General features: G+C 33.2%; 15 protein-coding genes and 1 pseudogene. All 16 read right to left on the bottom strand.

Going from position 1 to position 19,177, the window contains the following annotated elements; all coding sequences use genetic code 11:
- Positions 1–114: 114 nt before the first annotated feature.
- Positions 115–762: an acetyltransferase gene (locus DFR66_RS01465; protein WP_114753084.1), complete on the bottom strand. Its 648-nt coding sequence runs from the start codon at positions 760–762 to the stop codon at positions 115–117.
- A gap of 2 nt (positions 763–764) precedes the next feature.
- Positions 765–1,847, bottom strand: coding sequence for a DegT/DnrJ/EryC1/StrS family aminotransferase (locus DFR66_RS01470; RefSeq protein ID WP_114753085.1), 1,083 nt, complete (start codon positions 1,845–1,847; stop codon positions 765–767).
- Complete coding sequence (locus DFR66_RS01475; protein ID WP_114753086.1) at positions 1,844–3,283, bottom strand: lipopolysaccharide biosynthesis protein; 1,440 nt, start codon at positions 3,281–3,283, stop codon at positions 1,844–1,846. The genes DFR66_RS01470 and DFR66_RS01475 overlap by 4 nt, the downstream gene beginning before the upstream one ends.
- 3 nt (positions 3,284–3,286) lie before the next feature.
- On the bottom strand, positions 3,287–4,300 hold the full coding sequence (locus tag DFR66_RS01480; RefSeq protein WP_114753087.1) for an NAD-dependent epimerase: 1,014 nt from the start codon (positions 4,298–4,300) through the stop codon (positions 3,287–3,289).
- A 45-nt stretch (positions 4,301–4,345) separates the two neighbouring features.
- Positions 4,346–5,626, bottom strand: coding sequence for a nucleotide sugar dehydrogenase (locus DFR66_RS01485; RefSeq protein WP_167400478.1), 1,281 nt, complete (start codon positions 5,624–5,626; stop codon positions 4,346–4,348).
- A 108-nt stretch (positions 5,627–5,734) separates the two neighbouring features.
- Positions 5,735–6,700, bottom strand: coding sequence for an SDR family oxidoreductase (locus DFR66_RS01490; RefSeq protein ID WP_114753088.1), 966 nt, complete (start codon positions 6,698–6,700; stop codon positions 5,735–5,737).
- A gap of 18 nt (positions 6,701–6,718) precedes the next feature.
- A complete protein-coding gene (gene gmd, locus DFR66_RS01495; protein WP_114753089.1) occupies positions 6,719–7,867 on the bottom strand; it encodes a GDP-mannose 4,6-dehydratase in 1,149 nt (382 codons plus the stop codon).
- Between the two features lie 136 nt (positions 7,868–8,003).
- A complete protein-coding gene (locus DFR66_RS01500; RefSeq protein ID WP_277873875.1) occupies positions 8,004–8,954 on the bottom strand; it encodes a GDP-L-fucose synthase family protein in 951 nt (316 codons plus the stop codon).
- A gap of 132 nt (positions 8,955–9,086) precedes the next feature.
- Positions 9,087–10,094, bottom strand: coding sequence for a mannose-1-phosphate guanylyltransferase (locus tag DFR66_RS01505; protein ID WP_114753091.1), 1,008 nt, complete (start codon positions 10,092–10,094; stop codon positions 9,087–9,089).
- A gap of 61 nt (positions 10,095–10,155) precedes the next feature.
- A pseudogene (locus tag DFR66_RS01510) lies at positions 10,156–11,434 on the bottom strand (nucleotide sugar dehydrogenase).
- Between the two features lie 643 nt (positions 11,435–12,077).
- Positions 12,078–12,542 (bottom strand): UpxY family transcription antiterminator, encoded by a 465-nt coding sequence (locus tag DFR66_RS01515; protein ID WP_114753181.1) that lies wholly within the window; start codon positions 12,540–12,542, stop codon positions 12,078–12,080.
- 156 nt (positions 12,543–12,698) lie between these two features.
- Positions 12,699–14,090: a UDP-glucose 6-dehydrogenase gene (locus tag DFR66_RS01520; RefSeq protein ID WP_114753092.1), complete on the bottom strand. Its 1,392-nt coding sequence runs from the start codon at positions 14,088–14,090 to the stop codon at positions 12,699–12,701.
- A 65-nt stretch (positions 14,091–14,155) separates the two neighbouring features.
- The gene (locus DFR66_RS01525; protein ID WP_114753093.1) at positions 14,156–15,139 is read right to left on the bottom strand and encodes an SDR family oxidoreductase; all 984 of its coding nucleotides are present in this window, start codon (positions 15,137–15,139) and stop codon (positions 14,156–14,158) included.
- Between the two features lie 25 nt (positions 15,140–15,164).
- Positions 15,165–17,633 (bottom strand): polysaccharide biosynthesis tyrosine autokinase, encoded by a 2,469-nt coding sequence (locus DFR66_RS01530; RefSeq protein WP_114753094.1) that lies wholly within the window; start codon positions 17,631–17,633, stop codon positions 15,165–15,167.
- Positions 17,634–17,648: 15 nt separating this feature from the next.
- The gene (locus tag DFR66_RS01535; protein WP_114753095.1) at positions 17,649–18,443 is read right to left on the bottom strand and encodes a polysaccharide biosynthesis/export family protein; all 795 of its coding nucleotides are present in this window, start codon (positions 18,441–18,443) and stop codon (positions 17,649–17,651) included.
- Between the two features lie 71 nt (positions 18,444–18,514).
- Entirely contained in the window at positions 18,515–19,135 is a 621-nt protein-coding gene (recR, locus tag DFR66_RS01540) for a recombination mediator RecR (RefSeq protein ID WP_114753096.1), read from the bottom strand.
- Positions 19,136–19,177: the final 42 nt, after the last annotated feature.

Genomic DNA, 19,177 nt, shown 5'->3' on the forward strand with positions numbered 1-19,177 from the left:
GAAATGCTGATTTCATTTCAAAAAACTTCATTAACACTACCCTTATTGCAACAGTTATTTCGAAATTAAATATTAGTTAGTAATCACTTGCAACGCTAAGGACACTCATATTTATTAAATTTTTAAAGGCTCTAATACTTTAATTATTTTTGCTGGAATACCATAAGCTATGCAATTATCCGGAATATCCTTAGTTACAACAGAACCAGCGCCAATAATTACATTTTTCCCTATCATAACTTTTGGCAAAACGGTCGTACTTGCGCCAATTTGTGTAAAGGAGCCAACTACAACATGACCAAGTAATGTTACGTTTGGTGACAACTCCACAAACTCGTTTATGATACAATCATGCGCTATGGTTACGTTGTAATAAATGATACAGCCTCTTCCTATTTTTACTGAATTTGAAAATATAGCACCACTTAATATATTTGATCCATTTCCTATTTCTACATCATAATTTCCTAAATCTGCTTTAGGACTTATTGTTGAGCAGAAAACCCCACCAAGTTTTATAAATTTTTCATACAACTGAAATCTCAATTGAGGATTTCCAATTCCTATTGTAAATTCGTTACCGCTCTTGATGAAGAACTCCTTTACTTGTGTTTCATTTTTCAATATTGGAAAAGAATTGAATAAAAATTCCTTCGCATCATCATTAACATCATCGTAGAAAGCTATTCCTTCTAATTGATGTAATTGATCAAATACCCCTAAAATTTCTTTTGCAAATCCCTTAGCTCCTATTATTAACATTCTTAATTATTTTGAATTCTTAGCATTAACCTGCTAATTAAATCAACCTCTTCAAGAGACAAATCAGGATATAAAGGTAAACACAAAACACATTTTGCCACTTTATCAGTGATCTCAAAATCTTTAGGTTCTAGATATGGTAAGGTATTGGCTAAGGATGGATAAAAATAACGTCTAGTAAAAATCTCATGTGTTTTTAAATACTCCATACATTGCAGCAACAAATCTTCACTTTCAAATACAATGGGATAGTATGAACAATTATTATGCGATTTTGAATGCCAAATTGGCCGTCTCGCCTTTAGATTCCTTAATTTTTCATCATAACGCAAGGTAATTGCTTCTCGTTTTTGATGAATTGTTGCAATATAATCAAGATTAGCAAGTCCCATTGCGGCATGAAATTCAGAATTTTTTCCATTAATACCTAATTCCGCAAATGCTTCTGGCCCATTAAATCCAAAATTTCGTATCGAAGCTAATTTTTTTAGTAGGGTACTGTCCTTTGTAAATATCAAACCACCTTCTATAGCATGATACAGTTTAGTCGCATGTAAACTACAAGTTGCAATATCTCCGTATTCAAAAATAGATTTCCCTTCAATTTTAACTCCAAACGCATGAGCACCATCATAAATAACTTTAAGATGGTGTTTTTTTGCAATTTTTTCAATCGCAACCACATCACATGGATTACCATATACGTGAGTAGCTAGGATTGCGGTGGTATTTACAGTAATAGCCGCTTCAATCTTCGAAGCATCAATATTTAAACTGGCTTCATCAATATCAACAAATACAGGACTACAACCTTCCCAAACAATACTACTAGTAGTTGCAATAAATGAAAATGGAGTTGTGATAATTTCTCCTTTTAAGTCCAGCGCTTTTATCGCCATTTGCAACGCTATAGTACCATTAGTCACAAACAATAAGTGATCAATTGCTAAGTGTTCTTTCAACTTCATTTCCAACTCGCTAGCCAAGGGACCCATATTGGTCAACCAGTTGCGTTGCCAAATTCCTGTCAAATACTTTAAATATGCTTCCTGAGGGGGAAGAAAAGGTTTTGTTACTGGTATCATTGTCTTTTAATTATTTTAATTAATTCTAGTAAGGATGTCATTTTAAAAGCATAGGCTATACTTAAATAAAAAAGGGCTCCTAAACTACATCCTGTGATTAATCTAAGAATATCATAAACCAAAAAATCTTTAAATAAAAAATCAGCGCCATATACAATACCGCTACTTATGGTACCGACAAATACTGCTGGAAGCAAATCTACCAATTGACTTAAAGAATTATAATTTAAAAATTTACCCGTATAATGTGTGTTTATAAAAAAAGCTAAAACCGAAGTAAGGACACTTCCATATAACAACCCATAAATACCAAACTGAAATGAAACAGCTATAATTACAAGTATCATTGCTTTTTTGATGATCTCTAATTTTAAAAAAAGATCACTCCTCCCTTTTACTTTTAATATATTCAAATTGTAAGAATGTATTGGAAAAAGAATCCCGTTCCAACATAAAATTTGAAAATACGGAACAGCTGGAATCCATTTTTCTGTAAACAAAAAACTAAACAACGGTTCAGCAATGGCTGATAAAATTAATAATATGGGAGATACAAAAAAAATAACCATTTGCATAATATTTTTATAAGCGGCTTTCAAGCGAATGTCATCATTTTTAATTTCTGCAAACAAAGGAAAAGTTACCTTAGTAAGCACTGCAGAAATATTGCTAACAGGTAGCTGTTTTAAGGTATCGGCACGATTATAAAACCCTACTTGAGCTGGCGCAAAAAATTTACCTATAATAATCGTATAGGCATTACTAAAAATATTATCTAATATTCCAGAAAGGGTAAGCTTATAACCATAATTAAAATGATACTTGAATTTTTCTTTGTTAAAAGTCCAAGTAGGCTCCCAATCTGATCTGTACCACAGTTGAATGGCAGCACTTAATGATTGCGCAATTGCAGATGCAACTAAACTCCAAACTCCATAACCATTAAAAGCCATAGTGACTCCTACAACACTACTAATAATAAGGGAAGGAACGGTAATAGAAAGCTCTTTTTTAAAAAGCATCTGCTTGGTTAGACGTGTATATTGTATACTTGAAAAAGCATTAATTATAAAAATAGAGCAATACCACCTAATCAAACTAATAAGACTTGGTTGATGATAAAAATCAGCTATAAAGGGTGCCGTTGTAAATATGATTAAGTAAACAATACAACTTCCTGTAAGATTAAAATAGAAAACAGTTGTATAATCATCATCTGTTGGATTTGTTGTACGAATGAGTGATTGTGCAAGTCCTGCTTCAGACAAAACACGTCCCAAGCCCATAAATACTCCTATCATAGCAATTAAACCAAACTCTTCTGGTAGTAATAAACGTGCTAAAATTATGGAAACAATAAATGCAATTCCCTGAGTACTGAACTGCTGTACTAAACTCCACATGACTCCAGATAAAGCCTGTTTTTTTAAAGACATGAATTATTGTTTTAAATAGTAATCTTTATACCACTTTATAAAGTTTGGAACACCTACTTGAATGTCTACAACTGGATTATAACTATAACTTTCTATTAAAGGACTTACATCAGCCCATGTTTTTTCTACATCGCCAGGTTGCATGGGTAACATTTCTTTATGTGCTTTTTTACCTGTACTTTTTTCAATTGCTTCAATGAAATCTAGAAGTTTAATTGGTTTACTATTACCTATATTATATAATGAATAAAGAGGTCTCTCCGAAGTGTTGTTATCAATTAACGTTGCGACAATTCCTTCTATAATATCGTCTATATAGGTAAAATCTCTTGACAACTCTCCATTATTGAACACCTTGATAGGTTTATCATTTAAAATTGCATCTGTAAATAAAAACATAGCCATATCAGGTCTGCCCCATGGTCCGTACACCGTAAAAAACCGGAGCCCAATAGTTTGTATTTGAAACAAATGGCTGTAAGTATGCGCCATTAATTCATTTGTTTTTTTAGTAGCAGCGTATAAACTAATAGGATGGTCTACGTTATCATTGGTTGAGAATGGGATTTTATCATTTAAACCATAAACGCTTGAACTACTTGCATAAACTAATTTTTTTACATCATTGTGACGCATACATTCTAGTAAATTCATAAACCCAACAATATTACTTTCTACGTAAACCATGGGATCTTCTATACTATAACGAACACCTGCTTGTGCGGCTAAATTACAAACGGCATCAAACTTATGTTGTTTAAAAAGTATAGGCAAATAGACTTGATCCTCTAGGTTTATCTTAATAAAGGTGAAATTTTCTCCGTGTAATTGACTTATTGCAACTTTATGCTCAAAGACTTCGTGTATGCCTAATTGCTTTAAGCGGGCCATCTTTAAATTGATATCATAGTATCCATTTATGTTATCTAATCCGCACACCTCATGACCTAGTTTAACTAACTTTTCACAAAGGTGATATCCAATAAACCCAGCAGCACCCGTCACTAATATTTTCATTATACTGTATATTTATATTTTAATAAACGATTAACTGGCAAGTCACTATAACTTCCCATCCACATTTTTCTCTAAAACACCTTTTACATCATATAAAACGCTAGTATCTTTTCTTAATCCTTCTATATCTAAGGAGATAAACTCCTTGTGCGCCACTCCTAGAACCATTGCATCAAACTTTTGATTGGGTAATACCGTTGTTGTTTCTAAAGCATATTCATGTTTGACCTCAACTGGGTTTGCCCATGGATCGTAAATCGTAATCGAAATTCCATAATCGGCTAAAGCGGAAATAACATCCACAATTTTTGTATTGCGAACATCTGGACAATTTTCTTTAAAAGTAATCCCTAACATTAGAAGAGTAGCACCATTGATAGCAATTCCTTTTTTAATCATAAGCTTAACTACTTGTGAAGCAACATACTCCCCCATACTATCGTTTAAGCGTCTACCCGCCAATATGATCTCTGGATGATAACCAAACTCCTGAGCTCTTTGTGCTAAATAATAGGGATCTACTCCAATGCAATGACCGCCAACTAAACCGGGTTTAAACGGAAGGAAATTCCACTTAGTACCGGCAGCTTGCAAAACAGCATGGGTATCAATATCCATTAAATTGAATATTTTTGCCAATTCATTTACAAAGGCAATATTGATGTCGCGTTGGGAATTTTCAATAACTTTTGCAGCCTCAGCTACTTTTATTGTTGGTGCCAAATGAGTTCCGGCTGTAATCACTGATTGGTATAAATGGTTAACTTTTTGCCCAATTTCAGGCGTAGAACCTGCTGTTACTTTCAATATTTTTTCTACTGTATGTTCTTTGTCTCCCGGATTGATTCTTTCTGGAGAATACCCTGCATAGAAATCAACATTAAATTTTAAACCTGATATTTTTTCTAAAACGGGCACACATTCTTCCTCAGTAACACCAGGATAAACTGTAGACTCATAAATAACGATATCTCCTTTTTTCAAAACCTTACCCACTGTCTCACTGGATTTGTACAAGGGAGTCAAATCTGGACGGTTATTTTTGTCCACGGGGGTTGGAACTGTTACCACATAATAATTACAATCAGCAATATCGTCTAAGGAATTAGAGCATAGTAATCCGTTTTGATTATTGCTGAAATCATGTACCAATACTGCTTGTAATACCTCGTCCGATACCTCTAATGTACTGTCCGTTCCAGAACGCAATCCATCAATTCTGAACTGATTTATATCAAACCCAACAACTGGATATTTTGTCGCAAACAATCTTGCTAGTGGAAGTCCAACATATCCTAAACCTATAACTGCAATTTTTATACTCATTTTTTCTATTTTCTTTTACTGTTATCAATTCTAATTCACTACTACTCCTCCGTTTTATATTGATTTAACAGATAACGAACAACTCATAAACCCTTTCTATATAATCCATTACCCCAAATTTTCCCAATACCACTTTACAGCTTCTTTCAAACCATCTTGTATTGAAAACTTTGGGTCATAATTTAATAATTTTTTTGCTTTATCAATACTCGCCAAAGAATGGGGAATATCTCCCGCTCTATTGGGACCATGAATAATAGGTACCTCTGCAATCGCAGGATCAAACTCAGATAAATACTGCTTCAAATAACCCACTAAATTATTTAGGGTATTCCTATCGCCATAAGCGGTATTATAAACTGTGTTCACAGCATTTGGGTTTGTCGTGGTGATGGCTAGTTCATTCATCTGTATTACGTTATCAATATAGGTAAAGTCACGAGAATAATTCCCGTCCCCATTAATGGTCAGACTTTCGTGCTGCATCAATTGCATTACAAACTTAGGAATCACTGCAGCATAAGCGCCATTAGGGTCTTGTTTACGACCAAAAACGTTAAAATAGCGTAAACCAATGGTTTCTAGTCCATAGGTTTTGCTGAAAATTTCGGCATATAATTCATTTACATATTTAGTAATAGCGTAAGGAGAGAGTGGCTTTCCAATAACCTCCTCTACCTTTGGCAATCCTACTGAATCACCGTATGTGGAAGAACTAGCTGCATAAACAAAGCGTTTTGCTTTAGCATCGCGAGCTGCGGTAAGCATATTTAAAAAACCAGTAACATTTACATCATTAGTTGTTATTGGATCAAAGATGGAACGAGGTACAGAACCCAACGCCGCTTGATGCAAAACGTAATCTACTCCTTGAACTGCTTTTTGGCAATTTTCTATTTTCCTAATATCTCCTTCAATTAATGTGAATTTTTTATGCTCTAAAAAAGCAGAAAGGTTATGGCGATGCCCCGTTGAAAAATTATCCAAACAGACCACTTCATGTCCTTTGGACAAGAAATACTCACAAAGATTAGATCCGATAAATCCAGCACCTCCTGTAATTAGTATTTTCATATTTATTTTCTAAATTTATTAGTGCTCTTGGTTATTAACTGAATGTACAATATTCGATACGTGTATTTCTTTTTTAAACAAAGCTATATCTGCTACTACCATTTCTTGAATAAGCCTAGCGAGATCATATTGCGGCTTCCAACCCAATTGGATTTGTGCTTTACTTGAATCACCTAGTAAAACATCTACTTCAGTAGGACGAAAATAGGTCGGATCAATTCGAACTAAAACTGTCCCTGCTTTGATGTTAGGGGCTACACCATCCAAAACTTTTTCTACAACGACTTGATCAAATGCATCTAAAATACCCACTTCGTCAACTCCTTCACCTTCAAAACGAAGGCTTAAACCCACTTCAGCAAATGCCATTTGTATAAAATCACGTACTTTAGTAGTTACTCCGGTTGCAATTACAAAATCTTCAGGCTTTTCTTGTTGTAAAATGCGCCACATAGCCTCAACATAATCCTTAGCATGTCCCCAATCGCGCTGTGCATCTAAATTTCCCATATACAAAAAATCTTGTTGTCCCAAAGCAATTTGCGCTACTCCACGAGTGATTTTACGGGTAACAAAAGTTTCACCTCGTAAAGGCGATTCGTGATTAAACAGTATACCATTACATGCAAACATACCGTAGGCTTCTCTATAATTCACAGTAATCCAATACGCATAAATCTTAGCCACTGCATAAGGAGAACGAGGATAAAAAGGTGTTGTCTCTGATTGTGGTATAGCTTGAACCAAACCATACAATTCTGAAGTACTTGCCTGATAAATTCTAGTTTTCTTCTCTAATCCTAAAAGGCGAACAGCTTCTAAAATTCTTAGCGTCCCAATTCCATCTGCATTGGCAGTATACTCTGGGATATCAAAGCTCACTTTTACATGGCTCATAGCTCCTAAATTATAAATCTCATCCGGTTGTGTTTCCTGAATGATTCGCGTTAAGTTCATAGAATCTGTTAAATCCCCATAATGCAATTTGAATCGTTGATTTTTTTCATGTGGATCCTGATACAAATGATCAATTCGGCTAGTATTAAATGAAGAAGATCTTCTCTTAATACCATGAACTAAATATCCTTTGTCTAATAAGAGTTCTGCAAGATAAGCACCATCCTGACCTGTAATTCCTGTTATTAGTGCCGTTTTTTGTGTATTCATTTTAGTCTATGGTTCGTGTGTCGATTTTTGTGATTTATTTAACGGGTTCACAGGTGATTTATTTATGCTACTGTTAATCGTTTCTACTGCAATGATTGATTAAAAATTTAAATACCATAAAACGAGATTGCAAAAACTACATTTTCACTTGCTTAAAACGATCTATATTCTCTAAAAACCAATCATAGGTTTTTTGAATTCCCTCGTCTAAAGACACTTGATGTTTCCATCCTAAATCATGCATTTTGGTACTATCCATTAATTTGCGTGGAGTTCCATCTGGCTTTGTAATATCCCAAATAATTTCTCCTTGATGACCTACTATTTTTTGAATAGTCTCTGCCAAATTCTTTATGGTTAAATCTTCACCTATCCCTACATTGTATAAATAATCTGGCAACTTATTTTCTAAAGCAAATACAACAGCTTGAGCCATATCATCAACAAATAAAAATTCTCTCAAAGAACTTCCGCTTCCCCACAAAGTAACAGGAGCATGATTATTTTGCTTTGCATCGTAAAATTTTCGCATCATTGCTGGTAAGACATGAGAGGTATTTAAATCGAAATTATCATTTGTACCATATAAATTGGTAGGCATTAAACTCACATAATCCTTTCCATATTGCTTTCGGATTGCTTCACAAGCTTTTACTCCTGAAATTTTTGCAATGGCATACCATTCGTTCGTCGGTTCCAAAATACCAGTAAGCAAGTATTCTTCTTTTAATGGTTGTGGTGCGAATTTAGGATAAATGCAAGAACTTCCTAGAAAAATAAATTTCTCCACTCCAGATTGAAAAGCTGAATCTATAAGATTATTCTGAATTTGCATGTTTTCCATAATAAATTGATATGGAAAATTGGTGTTAGCTAATATTCCTCCTACTCGTGCAGCAGCATCAATAATAACTGCAGGTTTTTCACTAACTATATATTTTATTACTGCTTGCTGGTTTTTTAAATCTAAAGTTTCACTAGACGCCCCAATTAAATTTACATACCCCCTAGCAGTTAGTATTCTCCATATTGCGCTTCCCACCATACCCGAATGGCCAGCTATATATATTTTGGAATTTTTATCTATCATTTATTCTTTGAACCCCTAAGTTATTATTTTGGGTTAATAAAGTTTAATATTTCCCGAATCCAGATGTTGAGCTTCATTTTTTAATTGCTAAAAAACATGATGCTAAACTTTGAATTCAGGGACTTTCTTTTAATTTAAGAGATTCGAATTTTCTCTTTCCAACTGATTATAAATATTCTTAACATCTTGCGAGCTGTCTTTATGCAAAATTAAATTAGCAGTTTCCGTATAAACAAAAATGGTGTTTTTTAATCCAACAAAAGCGGTATAATTATCCGTTCCGATTACCATATTCCCATTTTTATCAACAGAATGCCCCGTAGCAACAAGATAGTCGTAAACCGATTCAAAAGAACCTAAATCAGACCAAATGAATGTCGATGGTACTACTTTTATTTTTTTACTTCTTTCCATAACTGCATAATCAACGCTGATGGAAGGAATTTCGAGAGACAATTGTAAATCTAAAGTACCGTTTATGTTACTATTCCATGCTATTTTAGATTTCTCGTATACATCAGGTTGAAAGGATTTTAGTTCTTCCAGAAACACACTTGCTTTAAAACAAAACATCCCACTGTTCCAAAGAAAATTTCCTTTGTCGATGAAATCCTTTGCAGTTACTTGGTTTGGCTTTTCTCTAAAAGAAATCACATCATCTCCTTTGCGTTCTATATAACCATATCCTATCTCTGGCTTAGTAGGCACAATTCCAAACGTGACAATAAAGCCTCTAGTAGCTTTTTCGACAGCCTCATTTATAGCCACTTCATAATTTTCCATTTCATCTATAATATGATCAGAAGGCGTAACTATTAATATATCATCTGGTTGCGATGCAAAAGCTGCAAAAGCTATTGCGGCAGCAGTATTTCTTGGTGTAGATTCAACAATATCTAAATAAGATGTGTTCGATTTTTCCATCACTTTTCTGCTTAGATGGCAATTATCAATATTGCCCACAACCATAATTTGATTGGCAATATTACGATTACGTTCCACTGTCATTTCAAATAAAGACTTTCCATCAAACAAATCCAAATATTGTTTAGGTTGACTTTTTCGGGATAAAGGCCATAATCTGCTACCTACTCCGCCAGTAAGAATGACATGTGTGATTGAATGTTTATTTTTCATGCTGAACTTTTAAATCTTTAGTATTGCTATTTTGATTCTATGTCTTTTTATATGTGGTGTTTTATAACCGTCCATCTACTGCATCACCTAAAACACCTTTAACATCATACAACAAACTAGTCGGATTTTGTAATGTGGTCAAGTCTAAATCAAAAAATTGATGGTGTGCTACTCCCAAAATTACTGCATCAAACTTCTCAGTTGGTATTACATTTGTTGTAACCAAGTTATATTCTTTTTGTACTTCTAATGGATTTGCAAGAGGATCATCTATCGTTACAGTTATTCCTTAATCCGTTAATGCAGCTATAACATCCACAATTTTTGTATTCCGAACATCTGGACAGTTTTCTTTGAATGTAATTCCAAGCATTAAAACTGAAGCTCCATTAACCGAAATTCCTTTTTTTAATCATCAGCTTTACTACTTGAGAAGCTACATATTCGCCCATACTATCATTCAATGCCCTACCGGCTAAAATAATTTCAGGATGATCACTAAATTCTTGCGCACGTTGAGCTAAGTAATAAGGATTAACCCCAGAAAAAATGACCTCCAACTAAACCCGGTTTAAAAGGCAGAATATTCCATTTGGTTCTCGCTGTTTCTAATACCGCTTGCGTATTGATATTCATCAAATTGAATGTTTTTGCTAACTCGTTTACAAAAGCAATATAGATATTCCGTTAGTTTTCAATTACTTTGACTGGTTCGGCAACCTTTAATGATGGTGCCAAGTACGTCCCAGCTGTAATAACCGATTGATATAACTCATTGACACAAAGGCTAATTTCAGGTGTTGAACCCGAAGTGATTTTCAAAATTTTTTATACCGTATGCTCTTTATCTCTAGGATTAATTCTTTCAGGAGAGTAACCCGCAAAAAAATCAACATTAAATTTCAATCCTGAAACTCTCTCTAATACTGGTACACATTTCTCTTCAGTTACTCCAGGATATACTGTAGATTCATAAATAACAATATCCCTTTTCTTTAATACCGAACATACAGCGCTTGATATGTATAATAAAGTTAAATCATGACGATTGTTCTTATCAGCCGGAGCGGAACAGTAACTACGTAGTAATTATAGTCTGAAATGTCTTTAATATCAGTCGTTTAATATAAACCAACAGCTTTACCCGGTTGATTCAATAAGACTTTTTGCAACGCAACATCATCAACTTCAAAAGTAGTATCAGTACCCGATTTTAAAAAATTAACTCTAGTTTGATTGATATCTAATCCAACAACAGCATGTTTGATTGCAAACAGTCTTACCAAAGGTAACCCTACGGGACCGAAACCAATTATTGCTATTTTTGTATTAGAGTTCATTTTTTGAACAATTATTAGTAATTATTGTTAATTTTATTACACAGCTTCGCATTTCATGCTCACAAAAACGAACTGAAATTACAATAATTTAAAATGTCAAATATAAGCACAATATGCCGGTTTTTGAACTATTATTTACCTTAAGAAACACTAAGATACTTTCCCAAAAACCAAAAACAAATACAACCTACTGAAAATCATAAAGAAACACTTTTATTATTAACTAAACTACCAAAAAAAATCACCTAATTTGGTGATAAAAAACCCAAAAAAAAGGGGGTAAACTTACCGTTAAATAACACTAAATTACAAATACAATTTTAGAATGGAAAGCATAAATAATTATTGAAATATACAAATGAACTTATCCTATTTTGAGCCTTAAGACTTTGGTTATTCCAAAAGTTAAATCCTTTTTCTACATTTTTTAAAACAAACAGAAATAAACTTCTTTTTATACTGAAGTTAAAGCCTCATGTGATTCCATATTTTTTTCAGAGCTTTTTAAAATAATACTATTCAACACCTGGCTTATTTAATGAAATAACACAGCCTAACTCTCAATCGAGTTAGGCTGTGTTAAATAATCTAAAATGCAGTTTTTTTTTCAATATAGACCCATTAAAGAATAATGCGAAAGTGGTTACTTTAGTTTCATTTTCAGAACACAACCTAGTGATTCTAAAACCATCACATAGTGTGTATTAGTAACTTCTTTTACAATTGCTTTATGATTAGAAAACGGACCAGAATCCAGTTGTATAGCATCTCCAACTTCAAATGAAAGTACTGAAACATCGTTACTCTCAGCAGGATTTAGCCATTTTTTTATAATACTGATCTCTTCGTCTCTTACAATTGCCGGTTTTCCCAACCAAAATAAATAACGTACAACACCTACTGACTGAAAAACTAAATTTCGTTCGGAATCCGGTAATTGAACAAAGACGTAGGAATTAAAAAGAGGCACTTCTACTTTTTTCTTTCTATCTGACCATTGTCTGACTTGAGTAATCAAAGGACAGTAACATTCTATTCCTTTATTCCTTAATTGTTCTGCAACTTTTTTCTCCCATTTCGGTTTTGTGTAAACTACATACCAATTCATCATATATTTTGTTTTACACTACTAATTTTAGTATTATTATTCGGAATAAGTTTATAAGTATTTCAATATGAAAACAACTAGTTTGACAACATTTCAGCCTTATCAATTTATTATCTTAGTTTCTTTCTAACAAGTAATTAAAACTCATGCTTTTTTTTAAGAACCTATACTTTGGTATACAAAACCGATAGCTTTTAATTCTGAAGCATTCAACAAGTTTCTACCATCAAAAACAAAAGCAGGTTTTTGCATAGAATCATAAATTTTTTTCCAATCGTAATTTTTGAATTCATCCCATTCTGTAAGTACTGCTATAGCATGTGCATTATTACAAGCATCGTACGGATTATCAAAAGAACTTACACTATTACTATTTAATTCAGCACTTCTAGTTTCTAAATAATTTAAATCGTCAATAATTTTTTTATTAGACACCTTAGGATCGTAAACAGCAATTTTTGCATGTTCATTTATCAAATCATCGGCAACATAAATAGCAGCCGACTCTCTTGTATCATTAGTATCTTTTTTGAAAGCCCAACCTAGAAAAGTTACTTTTTTATCAGAAACTGTATTGTAAAGTGTTTGAACAATGTTATTAGAAAAACGTCTTTTCTGGTGATCATTCATTATAATTACTTGTTCCCAATAATCAGCTACTTCATGTAATCCATATGATTTTGCGATATAAACCAAATTCAATATGTCTTTTTGAAAACAAGAACCTCCAAATCCAACAGAAGCTTTAAGAAATTTCGATCCTATTCTGCTATCCATTCCTATTGCTTTTGCAACTTCATTCACATTAGCACCCGTTTTTTCACAAAGCTCTGACATGGCATTTATAGAAGAAATCCTTTGTGCTAGAAAAGCATTAGCCGTCAATTTAGAAAGCTCAGAAGACCAAACATTAGTAGTTAATATTTTGTCCGTAGCTACCCAATTTGAATATACATCAACTAAAGCCTGAATCGCTTTCTGTCCTTCTACAGAAGAATCGCCTCCAATTAATATCCTATCCGGATTCAATAAATCCTGGACAGCAGTTCCTTCAGCTAAAAACTCTGGATTAGATAAAATTTGAAACTGTACTCCATTCCCAGTATTGTCTAATATACTTTTAATAGCCTCAGCAGTTCTAACAGGGAGTGTCGATTTTTCTACAACAATTTTGTTGTCTCTAGCAACTTTGGCAATTTGTCTTGCGCACAATTCAATATATTTCAAATCAGCTGCCATACCTTTTCCCTTACCGTAGGTTTTAGTAGGTGTATTTACTGATATAAAAATAATTTGAGCTTCATCTATAGCTTTTTCCACATTAGTAGAAAAAAACAAATTTCTACCTCTAGCATCAGCAACAATTTCGCTCAAACCTGGTTCATAAATAGGGATATTATCTACATTTTCATCATTCCATGCATTAATTCGCTCTTCATTTAAGTCTACTACCGTAACTTGTATTTGCGGGCATTTTTGAGCAATGACAGCCATCGTTGGACCTCCAACATATCCTGCTCCAATGCAACAAATTTTTGTAATTTTCATTTATTCAAATTTTAATGTGCAAATATATTTTAATTTATCGTACCGTTTTGCTTTAAATACTTCTTTTATTTAAGGTTATTCCAATACCATTCTACAGCTTCTTTTAATCCTTCTTGCATCGAATATTTTGGATTATATCCTAATAACGATTTAGCTTTCTCAATACTTGCTAAAGAATGCGGAATATCACCAGGTCTATTAGGGCCGTATTCTATCTCGACAGCGGCAATTCTTTCATCATAAACACTTAGGAAATCTTTTAAATAATCAACTAAATTATTCAACGTATTCCTGTCACCATAAGCGGTATTATAAACGGTATTGATAGCATCAGGATTTTCTACTAACATAGCCAACTCATTCATTTTCAGTACGTTATCAATGTAAGTGAAGTCACGGGAGTAATTCCCATCCCCATTTATTTTTGGACTTTCCAACTGCATCAATTGCATAACAAATTTGGGAATGACCGCTGCATAAGCTCCGTTAGGATCTTGTTTTCGACCAAAAACATTAAAATAACGCAATCCGATAGTCTCTAAACCATAGGTTTTGCTAAATATTTCAGCATATAATTCATTAACATATTTTGTAATTGCATAAGGAGAAAGTGGTTTTCCAATTACGGCTTCAACTTTAGGCAGAGCTTCTGAGTCACCATAAGTAGATGAACTTGCTGCGTAAATAAATCGTTTGACTTTTGCATCTCTTGAGGCGACTAACATGTTCAAAAAACCAGAGACATTTACATCATTTGTAACAACAGGATCATTAATAGATCTGGGTACAGAACCTAAAGCAGCTTGATGCAAGACATAATCTATGCCTTGTACAGCATTTTGACATTCAGCTCCATTACGGATATCGCCTTCAATTAAATGAAAATCAGGATGATTTATAAAGTCTTTTAAATTATGTCTGTATCCAGTTGCAAAATTATCAAAACAAACAACCTTATAATCTTTAGATAAAAAATATTCACAAAGATTAGAACCTATAAATCCTGCTCCACCCGTTATTAAAACGGAACTTTTTGTTTCTATTTTCATTTGTACGTATTTTTAAAACAATCCATTATTTAGTTTGTTTTTTCAAAATCTTCTGTGCTATTCTTTGATAAATACTTTTAGTCTTACCCTCTTCATAATATCCATTTGCATAGGTTCCATAACCATAGCCGTATCCATAACCATAGCCGTAACCAGTACCATATTTTGCTTTATTCTCTAAACCATTTAAAACAATACTGGCATTATTTAACTCTCCGCGTTTCACCCTGTTGTTTAACAGCGTTATCATATCTTTTTTAGTATAGTTCTGTCTTACTATATATAAGGTAACATCACAATATTGCGCTAGTTCTAAAGCATCTGACACCAACCCTACTGGAGGCGTATCCAATATGATATAATCGTATTTTTTCTTTAACTCGCCTATTAATTCACCCATTCCTTGACTCATAATCATTTCAGCAGGATTAGGCGGAATAGGTCCTGACAAAATAACGTCTAAAAAAGGTATGTGTGTATGATTGATGATTTCGTCAATTGTTTTTTGTTTTATCAGATAGTTTACAATCCCAACATCATTTGATAAATTAAATTCAGTGGACAGCTTAGGCTTTCTTAAATCCAAACCGATAACAACCGTTTTTTTCTCGCTAAGTGCAAATACCGTAGCGATATTAATAGAACAAAATGTTTTTCCCTCTCCACTCACTGAAGATGTAATCATTAGTGTCTTTGCCCCATCTAAATTTTGTTGCTTATATAGAAATTGAAGAGAAGAACGAATGGCTCTGAAGGATTCTGATAAAGCTGATTTTGGTTTGTCGAATACAGCTAGATTGGTATTCTCTTTATTGACACCAACAACACCTATTAAAGGGATTTTTGTCATCTTACTGATATCCTCAGCATTCTGAATCGAATTATTGATAAAGAAAACTGCAAATACAAAAATTAACGGAAAAAGTATCCCCAGAAATAAAGCCAATACATAATTAACTGATGTTTTTGGACCTATAAGTCCTCCGCCAACATCCTTAGCAGGATCTATAAAATGAATATCTGATAAATTCGCAGCCTTAACAATATCTGCTTCGCTTCTTTTTTGAAGAAAAGTGCTGTAAATATTATCACTCAAATCATATTTCCTTTTAATCTTAATAAGCTCTTGCTGATCATCCGGGAGTGCCTTTATAGTACTTTCAGCTTCATTTATTTTACTGCTTACCATTGCTAAATCATATTGAAGAGATGCTTTAGCTGTAGCTATATTCTCTAACAAAACATTTTTAATAGCCTCCATTTGATTGTCAAAATCCTTAAATATTTTATCGCTTTTTACAGCATAAGCCATTTCAGATCTTTGAGTAGATAATGCTATTAACTTTGAAATATTTACAACGATATTAGGGTCTTCTATTCCTGCTACGGAAGGAGCAGGAAGTTTTGCGTAGTTTACACTGTTTTTTAAATAGGCTTTTAAGGAATTATAATAAGCCATTTTACGATTAATCTCGTCTTTTTTGACATCAAATTCCAAAATCTTTTCTGAAAACTTACCTCCACCTTCTTCTATATCATAAATGTTTTTTCCTTTTCTAAAAGATTTTAACTCATTTCCAGTTTCCTTAAGTTGGGATTCCATCGTGACTAATGTACTATCTATAAAAGCTATGGTATTTGTCGCAAACTGGTTCTTACCATCCAATTGCCTCTTGATAAGCATTTTAACCGTCGCGTTTAAATACTCAACCATTCTTGCTTTATTAGTTCCCTGCATCCCTAAGGTAATTATTGAACCACCTTTATCATCTGATCTAACGCTAATACCTTTGTATCCTGATACAGTTCCATTAAAATCGTTAAACTGTACAAAATATTCGTTCCCTTTATAAAAGCCAGGATTTTCATTTATTTGTAACTTCCAATTTAAAAAAGGCAAAGAAACTTTTTCGCCAACCTTATATCTTTTTACAAAATCTCCTGTTGCTACAGCGGTATTACTGTATGAATTATCAGAATAGGTAATTAAAGATACATTTTGACTAGCAAAAGGAATTCTAATTTCATAAACATTTTCACTAATAAATTTAATACCTATTAAAGTTCCTGCTAACTGTCCTTTTGATTTGTCTATATTGATATTAAAAGGGATTGCTCCATAAGCGTCTATTAAATTATATTCTCCTTGAACAAAGTAACTAATATAATATTGTAATTTATCTACAACCAGTTCATTATGCGATCTAGATTGCAACGTCGTTGATATAGTCTGAACTTGATCTGAAGTACCTCCCCAATTAAAGACTAAACTAGTATTAGATGTAAAAAGAGGATTACTTTCTTCTTTTACTGAAATAAGTGTTTCCATACCGTAAATTTTTTCTTTACGAATATTCACCTGATAAGCAATCGTGAAAGTGATTAATAAACTTAATAAAAACCACTTCCAGTAACTTCCAATTTTTATTAAAAAACCCTTGAAGTCAAAACTTACTTGGTTTTCAAAAATCGAAAAATCTTTTATATCTAACATTTTTTGAGCGCTGTTTTAATTTTTAAAAAGTAAAAAGAAAATTGTTGTTGCCACTGAGAACAAAGTAGTAATAGTACCAAAGGACTCTATTCCAGTTTTTCCGGTTCCCCAAGTTTTTTGCTTGAGTGGTTTAACATAAATATAATCATTAGGCTGCAAATAAAAATAAGGTGATTGCATTACATTTATATTCGTAAGGTCTAAATCGTGCATTACTACTCCTGTTGGCGTTTTTCGCATAACTGTTACTGCTTTTCTATCTCCAGTAATAGTAATATCTCCAGAATTAGCAATAGCCTCCATAATATTTACCTGCTCTTGAAACATTGTTTTTGTACCCGGACCCCCAATTTCTCCATTTATAGTATAACGCAAGCCTGCTAGTTTAACGGTTACAAAAATATTAGCTTCTTTATTAAAATACTCTGCTAATAATTGCTTTTCAATTCTAATTCTGATTTCGTCCAGTGTATAACCTATAACATTTAACTCTCCTAAAATTGGAATTCTAATATTTCCATGGTCATCCACTGTAAAACCATCAAAATAAAGTCCTGACTCAGATTTACCTGCAGCTCCTCCTTCACTAGAGGGGCTAAAAATAGCGACTAATTTAGGGTCGATAGCTTTTATCGTGATACTCAACACATCGTTAGTCTGTAATCTATATGGTTGTGATTCTATAGCTGTAATAACAATATTATCTTGTGAATTATCTTTCTTTTGGAGATAAATTAAATCTTGGGTAGGAATGCAAGATGTGAATAAAACACTAATGGTTATTAATAAACATAATACGGATTTGCTCATTTTCAATATATTTAACGACAAATATAGCTTTTCATTTACGATTTAAAAAGCATCACTATTCTTAAAATGGATTAATTATTTTTAAAAGACTTTTCAAAAGGTACTCTTTGCAATATACTTCTTCCCAAGGTAACTTCGTCTGCATACTCCAGCTCATCTCCTACCGAGATTCCTCTGGCAATTGTAGATATTATTATCTCACAATCCGCTATTTGTTTGTAGATGTAAAAATTTGTAGTATCACCTTCCATAGTGGAGCTTAAAGCAAAAATTATTTCGCTTACAATACCTGTTTTTATTTTCTCAACTAATGAAGTAATATTCAATTGACTGGGACCAACCCCGTCAATAGGAGAAATTTTACCTCCAAGTACATGGTAAATCCCTCTAAATTGCCCGGTATTTTCAATAGCCATGACATCGCGAATATCCTCGACAATACAAATAATCTGATGATTTCTGCTTTGATTAGCACAAATTTCACACAGCACACTATCAGAAATATTGTGGCAGCTGCTACAATACTTAATATCCTCACGCATAGCAACTAAGGCTTGTGATAAAAAACCTGTTTGCTCTTTGGGCTGTTTTAGTAAATGCAGCACCAATCGAAGTGCCGTTCGTTTGCCAATTCCTGGCAGTTGAGACATTTCGTTAACTGCCTTTTCTATTAATTTCGAAGAAAATTCCATAACTGCAAAAGTAGTTAATTTGTCCCGAACGTTCGGGATAGA

It is taken from the genome of Flavobacterium glaciei, assembly GCF_003350545.1.
GTDB classification, from domain to species: Bacteria; Bacteroidota; Bacteroidia; order Flavobacteriales; family Flavobacteriaceae; genus Flavobacterium; species Flavobacterium glaciei.

Excerpts from the sequence above, each read along its gene's own strand:
- DFR66_RS01525 (WP_114753093.1), bottom strand. The coding sequence starts at position 15,139 with ATGAAAATAGAAACAAAAAGTTCCGTTTTAATAACGGGTGGAGCAGGA.
- DFR66_RS01475 (WP_114753086.1), bottom strand. The coding sequence starts at position 3,283 with ATGTCTTTAAAAAAACAGGCTTTATCTGGAGTCATGTGGAGTTTAGTA.
- gmd (WP_114753089.1), bottom strand. The coding sequence starts at position 7,867 with ATGAATACACAAAAAACGGCACTAATAACAGGAATTACAGGTCAGGAT.
- DFR66_RS01480 (WP_114753087.1), bottom strand. The coding sequence starts at position 4,300 with ATGAAAATATTAGTGACGGGTGCTGCTGGGTTTATTGGATATCACCTT.
- DFR66_RS01505 (WP_114753091.1), bottom strand. The coding sequence starts at position 10,094 with ATGAAAAATAAACATTCAATCACACATGTCATTCTTACTGGCGGAGTA.
- DFR66_RS01515 (WP_114753181.1), bottom strand. The coding sequence starts at position 12,542 with ATGAATTGGTATGTAGTTTACACAAAACCGAAATGGGAGAAAAAAGTT.
- DFR66_RS01490 (WP_114753088.1), bottom strand. The coding sequence starts at position 6,700 with ATGAAAATACTAATTACAGGAGGTGCTGGATTTATCGGATCTAATCTT.
- DFR66_RS01535 (WP_114753095.1), bottom strand. The coding sequence starts at position 18,443 with ATGAGCAAATCCGTATTATGTTTATTAATAACCATTAGTGTTTTATTC.
- recR (WP_114753096.1), bottom strand. The coding sequence starts at position 19,135 with ATGGAATTTTCTTCGAAATTAATAGAAAAGGCAGTTAACGAAATGTCT.
- DFR66_RS01470 (WP_114753085.1), bottom strand. The coding sequence starts at position 1,847 with ATGATACCAGTAACAAAACCTTTTCTTCCCCCTCAGGAAGCATATTTA.
- DFR66_RS01520 (WP_114753092.1), bottom strand. The coding sequence starts at position 14,090 with ATGAAAATTACAAAAATTTGTTGCATTGGAGCAGGATATGTTGGAGGT.
- DFR66_RS01530 (WP_114753094.1), bottom strand. The coding sequence starts at position 17,633 with ATGTTAGATATAAAAGATTTTTCGATTTTTGAAAACCAAGTAAGTTTT.
- DFR66_RS01485 (WP_167400478.1), bottom strand. The coding sequence starts at position 5,626 with ATGAGTATAAAAATTGCAGTTATAGGTTTAGGATATGTTGGACTTCCA.
- DFR66_RS01465 (WP_114753084.1), bottom strand. The coding sequence starts at position 762 with ATGTTAATAATAGGAGCTAAGGGATTTGCAAAAGAAATTTTAGGGGTA.